This window comes from Streptomyces sp. MnatMP-M17 (genome assembly GCF_900091995.1).
Taxonomy (GTDB): Bacteria; Actinomycetota; Actinomycetes; order Streptomycetales; family Streptomycetaceae; genus Streptomyces.
The window spans coordinates 1-5,804 of sequence record NZ_FMDK01000733.1 but is presented as its reverse complement, the minus strand read 5'-3'; the positions used below and the strand labels follow the sequence as shown (position 1 = coordinate 5,804).

4 protein-coding genes are annotated in these 5,804 nt (G+C 71.9%); 1 reads left to right on the top strand and 3 read right to left on the bottom strand.

Going from position 1 to position 5,804, the window contains the following annotated elements; genetic code table 11:
- Nucleotides 1-45 precede the first annotated feature (45 nt).
- The 3 genes from GA0115259_RS29425 to GA0115259_RS40675 form a co-directional block, all read right to left on the bottom strand.
- Nucleotides 46-1,353, bottom strand: a complete 1,308-nt coding sequence (locus GA0115259_RS29425) for an MFS transporter (protein WP_093602652.1) — start codon at nucleotides 1,351-1,353, stop codon at nucleotides 46-48.
- A gap of 8 nt (nucleotides 1,354-1,361) precedes the next feature.
- Nucleotides 1,362-4,046 (bottom strand): class III lanthionine synthetase LanKC, encoded by a 2,685-nt coding sequence (gene lanKC, locus GA0115259_RS29420; protein ID WP_141716737.1) that lies wholly within the window; start codon nucleotides 4,044-4,046, stop codon nucleotides 1,362-1,364.
- A 106-nt stretch (nucleotides 4,047-4,152) separates the two neighbouring features.
- Complete coding sequence (locus GA0115259_RS40675; protein ID WP_161230492.1) at nucleotides 4,153-4,317, bottom strand: hypothetical protein; 165 nt, start codon at nucleotides 4,315-4,317, stop codon at nucleotides 4,153-4,155.
- Between the two features lie 318 nt (nucleotides 4,318-4,635).
- Between GA0115259_RS40675 and GA0115259_RS29415 the strand changes: the two genes are divergently transcribed.
- Nucleotides 4,636-5,804: BTAD domain-containing putative transcriptional regulator (locus tag GA0115259_RS29415; RefSeq protein WP_176732692.1), on the top strand; the 1,169-nt coding region annotated here is incomplete at its 3' end.

The following is a 5,804-nucleotide window of genomic DNA, read 5'->3' as shown; positions in this document are numbered from 1 at the left end:
CCCCCGCCTGCGGCTCCTCCCCCACTGTTCCTCCCCCGTCGGCCGTTACGTCGGCCGCTCCGCGTCCAGAGGCGCGTCCCGTACGGCCACCGCTTCCCGTTCGGCGGCCTCGCGCAGCCGGCGGGCGGTGCGCAGCGCCCGTGGCAAGGTCGTCAGCACACCGGCCAGCCCGGCCAGGGCCATGGCCCACAGCGCCTCGCGGATCCCCCACCGGCTGCCGAGCGCGCCGCCCAGGAGCGCGCCGAATATCCCGGCCGCTGCCGTGCACACCTGAAGTGCCGCCATGGACCGGCCCAGTACGGCTTCCGGTACATCGGCGACGAGCACGGAGGTCACGGCCACATTGGCGATGGCCCCGAAGAACACCGGAAGCCCGATGCCCAGAGCGGCGCTCGGCGCGGCGAGCGCGAGCGGTCCGGCGGAGAGAGGCAGCAGCAGCGTGCACGCGGCGGCCAGGGTGAAGGTGAGCAGCGCCACCCGGCGCGCGTCGCTGCCCGGCCGCAGCAGCCGTGAGGCCACGGCCGATCCGCCGAGGCCCATGACGCCGGAGAGCGCGAAGACGGCTCCGAACGCCTCCGTGGGCAGTTCCAGGGTACGCAGCAGAAAGGGACCGGTGAGCGCGGTGAGCGCCGCCGCCGTACAGGTCGGTACGACGACGAAGACCGCGAGCGCCCGGTGGAAGGGATCTTTGGTGAAGAACCGCAATCCGTCCGCCGCTCCACGGAGCGTGGCCGCCAGCGGCTGTCCGGCTCTGGGCGGCATCCGGTCGGGCTGACGCATGCTCAGCAGGGCCACGGCGCTCAGCAGATAGCTCACGGCGTCGAGCGCCAGGGCCGACGCGCCGCCGAGCACGGCGACGGCCGGGCCCGACAGCAGCCGCCCGATGAGCGAGGCGCCGTACTGGCCGGCCTGGAGCTTGGCCCGTGCGGGACCGATTCCGTCCGCTCCCGTCAACTGCTTGAGATGCAGGAAGTAGACGGCGGTCGTGAGCGTGGACATGGCGCCCAGGGCGGCGCTGAGGCAGGCCAGCCAGACCACCGTGACGATGTCCTGGGCCAGCCCGAGTGCGACCGCCGCGACCGTCGCGGCGGACACGCAGTCCAGCGCCAGCAGGGCCCGCCGTGGCCGGGTGATCCGGTCGGCGAGCGCGCCCGCGGGCAGCCCGAAGAGCAGCACTGGCAGAGTGGCGGCGGCGCTCAGCAGACCGACTTCCATGGCCGAGGCACCGAGATGGACCACCGCCACGATGGGCAGGGCGATCGCGGTGAACACCGAACCGAAGGCGGAGGCGGTCTGGCCCCACCAGTACAGAGTGAGGTCACGGCGGCGTGGAGTGTGCTCCGGTTCATCCATGCGGTGCCTCACCGGGTGGTCAGGGCGGATACGGCGGTGGGCACGGCGGCCGGAAGCGGGCTCTCCGTGAGCAGGGCGCCCGGGCGTGGATCGAGCAGCTGCGACAGGAAGAGCAGGACTCCGGCGGAGCCGCTCCACAAGTCGGCGCTGAACCGCAGCAGCCGGTCGCCCAGGAAACGCACACCGGTGGCGTGCGGGACGGCGAACTTGTAGAGGCCGCGCGCGATCCGGATCGCCTCCTGGCGGCTCGTCCCGTCCCCGGTGAGCTCGGCGTGGTCGGCGAGCGCGAAGCCGAGACCGGCGAGTCCCTGCTGGAGCCCGGACATCGCGGGAGCTCCGGAGCGCAGGGCGGTCAGCAGCCTGGGCAGTGCCTCGGCCAGCCGCCGGTCGTCGACGACGCGCAGATAGCGGGCGACCGTGTACGCCGTCCCGGCCGAGCCGCAGTAGAGATAGGGCAGGCTGCGGCCGTCCGCCGCGGAGACCGGGAAGTACATCCCGGGCGCTCCGGGAGCGGAGTCCCGGTCGAGTTCGGCGTGCAACAGCCGTATTCCGCGCCGGAGATGGTCCCGCTCGCCGGTGACACCGGCCAGTTGACACAGCATCAGGGCCACTCCGCAGCGGCCGTGCATCAGACCGGTGGCGTCGTCGGGACCGAGCAGAGGAGTGAGTTCCTCGTCGGGAGGCAGGGCCGCTGCGAGCGCCTGGGCCCGGTCGATGTGGTGCTCGTCGCCGGTAGGGCCGTACAGGGCGAGATGGGCCAGGGCGAGCCCGGCGGAGCCGCCGTACAGCGTCGCCGACGCGGCGCCGGTGGTGAGCGGATGGCGGTCGGCCACCGTGAGCAGTTCGCGGGCCTCGTCCAGCAGACCGCGGTCGGCGAGTGTCCGGGCGATGCCGGCGAGACCGACGTACAGGCCCGGCGCCAGGTCGTTCCTGGCGGCCAGGGCGTCGCGACGCAGCCGTTCCAGCAGCCCGTCCGGCAGGGCCCGGCCGACCCGGCCCAGGGCGTGTACGACACCTGCCGTGCCGTAGGCCACGCACAGGGTGTTGGTGCGGTAGCCGTCCGGGATCGTCGGGAACACCCGGTCGGGATGGCCGAGATCGGCCATCGCGAGCAGCGCGTCCGCGGTCCGGTCCCGCAACTCCGCGAGATGGCGCAGCGGTTCCGCCGCCACCGACTCCGGCGAGGGCAGCCGCCCGGACGTGGACAGACGCTCCGGAAAAGCGGATACTCCCGTCCCGGTGGCCGGTCCGCCCGGCCGGTGGTACTTGGTGGCGCGGTTCCACAGGACCTCGGAGACCGGCGCGTACGCGGTCAGCTCATGGCGCAGATGAGCCAGTACGTCGGGGTTGTGCCGGATGGAATGGTGGTACGGGCCGACGAGCAACTGGGCCAGCGCCGAGACGCCGTAGTCGTCGTAGAGGGACGGATCGCCGTCCGCGTCGGCAAGAAGCGCGGCCGGCGGGGCGTAGCCGAGGGTGCCGATCGGCGTGAACGGGGTGCCCGGGCGGTGTACCGCCTCGAAGTCGACCAGCCTCACACCGTCGCCCTCGGTCACCAGGACATTGCCGGGGCTGACGTCCACGAAGAGATAACCCGCCGCGTGCAGCCGCTCCAGGGCCTGTTCGATCCCGGCGAGGATCCGCTCGGACCGCGCGTAGTACGCGGCGAACGCCTCCGAGGTCAACTCCCCGCCCAGCATCGGGTGGTTGTCCGCCATCCACGGCTGAAGTCCCTTGCCCTCGATCGGCTCGGTGGCCAGGAACTCGTGCTCGCCCTGGCGGAAGTAGGCGACCGGTTCGGGCGCCAGTCCCGGCGCGGTGGTCCGCAGCTCCTGAAGGACCCGCCACTCCGCGCGCAGATAGTCCGGCGCGGTGGCGCCGTTCGGTGCGACACCGGAGTGCGCCCGCGCCTCCTTGATGAACACCGGGCGTCCGGTGGCCTCTTCGCGCCCTCTGTAGACACCGCCGCCGTTGCTGAACTGCACTGCTTCCTCAAAGACGTATCCCTGGAAGGAGAGTTGCTTGCCGGCGCCTCCGGATCCGGACCGGACGGCGCGTCGGGCGCCGGCCGTACGCTCGGCGAACGGGTCCGAGACGCCCTCGGGCAGGACGAAGGACATGCCGCGCCGGTCCTCCGTCTCCCGGCCGTTCCCGTCGCGGACCAGCAGCAGGTCCGTGCCGTCGGGCCGGACACGGCTGCGGCGCGTGAACGCTCCGTAGCGGTAGTGGACCGTACGGGAGTCCTTGTAGCGGCGGTCGGTGAGAATGTGCGGCCCTTCCTCCTCCGCGAGGGCCTCACGCAGTCGCTCCATCAGCGCTCGGGCGGCCTCGGCGCTCCTGGGGTAGGCGGCGATGAACTTGCCGTTCGCCTGCCGGGCCGCCTGCTTGTGATGGGCCCACAGATAGAACAGCCGGCAGGACAGATGCTTGAACGTCACCTCCTGCTCGAAGCAGATCCCGGCGACGGTGTCGAGCACCTGTGCGAGCCGGTCGGGCCGCGCCGAGACGTGGACCTTCCAGCCGTCCTCGACGCCCGGCTTGCGGTCCTCCCTGTACCAGGTGGTCCAGACCCCGAAGTCGAGGTCACGCCAGCCCTCGGCCGGGCTCGAAGGCCGGAAGACCTCGCCCCGGTCCCGGCTGTTCTCCAGCGGTGCGTAGAACTCTCGGTCCGCTACGGCGAAGGCGACGGGCACGTCGGTGAACCTCTCTCGGACGGGACTTCGGGTGGGACCGCGATCGAGGGTGTGTCCGGCCGCGCGGTGACAGCGGCCGGACACACCCTCGGTCACATGGAGCGGATCAGCAGAGGGCAACGCTGATGTTGCTGGTGCCCGGCTGGTCCAGGTCCTTGCCGGGGACGGCGCCGTCCAGCTCCTGGAGCTCCAGCGGCGACTCGGCGTGCGCCTCGACCTCGGCCTCGGCCGGCTCGGTCGACTCGTTCGTGGGCTCGGTGTTCTCGGCCATGGCTTCTCCTCGGATAGCGAACCGTGTCCGGCGACGGGGGTGCGCCGGCAGCACCAGAAGCTAGAACAGGCCGATTCACAGATGCCCAAAGAGCGGTATGTGTCCGGTATCCCCGCATACCAGAGAGGTGGTACGGGCCGGACGGCCCGTGGTGAACCGGCCGCCGCCAGGTGCCTCTTGCGTCCGTCCTAGCGGAGATTAATGATGTATCCGCGCTTATTCATCTCAGCTTACGTCCGCCGGGCGGGCGTGGTCGCCCTGTGCTCCCGCGCCGCCGGTCGCCGACACGCCGCCTCGACCCCAGGAGGTACGAACGTGATGAACGGCATCGCCGAACCGCGGACCGGCGGCATACGGTTCTCCGTCCTCGGCCCGCTCTCGGTCCAGCTGGGCCAACGGGCCCTCCCTCTCGGCCCGTTGAAACAGCGTCTGCTTCTGGCGATGCTGCTGTGCCGGCCGAACAAGCCGGTCTCCGTCGACACGCTCACGGACGCGCTGTGGGCCGATATGCCGCCTCGTACGGCCCGTAAGAACCTCCAGGTGTATGTCTCGGCCCTGCGCAGACTGCTGGACGACGCCGGGGCCCGGGACCGGCTGGAACACCAGGCCGGCGGCTATGTGCTGCGCGTGGGCGAGGACGAGCTGGACTCGCTGCGCTTCCACCGCCTCGTACGGTCGGGCCGGGACGCGCTGCGCCAGGGCGCCTCGGTCCCGGCCGCCCGGCTGCTGCGGGAGGCACTCGACCTCTGGCGCGGTCCGGCCCTGCCCGAACTCCTCTGTTCCCGGGCGATCCTGGACGAGACCGAGCGGCTGAACAGCCGTTATCTCCAGTTGTACGAGGACTGGGCCGAGGCCGAGCTGAGCCTCGGCAACGCGCCGCGTATCGCCGAGACCGTCGCCGATCTCGTGGAGCAGCATCCGCTGCGGGAGCGGCTGCGGGCGGTCCAGATGAATGTGCTGTGCCGACTGGGTCGACAGACCGAGGCGTTCGCCGCGTACGAGGGACTGCGCCAGCTTCTCGCCTCCGAACTGGGACTTCAGCCGAGTCCCTCGCTCCAGGCGCTGTACCGGTCGATGCTCGACGGCGGTCAGGACGGCACCGGCGCTCCGCCAGGACCGGGCGTGCCGTCCGTCACCGGAGCCGCGCGCAGGAGCGTGCGCTCTCTTCTGCCTCGGGATCCCGCGGACTTCACCGGCCGCCGCGACCAGGTGCGCGAACTGATGACGCTGCTGGGCGAGGACGGCCAGGCGGAACGGCGGGTCGCGGTCCTCACCGGTCCGGTCGGCATGGGAAAGACCGAGACGGCGGTGCATGTCGCGCACCGGCTCGCCGACGCGTTCCCCGACGGCCGGCTGCTGGTACGGATGCGCGATACCGCGGGTGTCCCCCGGCCCTGGCCCGCCGTGCTCGCCGAACTCGCCCGGCTCGTCGGCCTCGCCCTCCCGATGCCGGGCGGCGCGGTACCGGACGGCGGCGCGGGACCGGA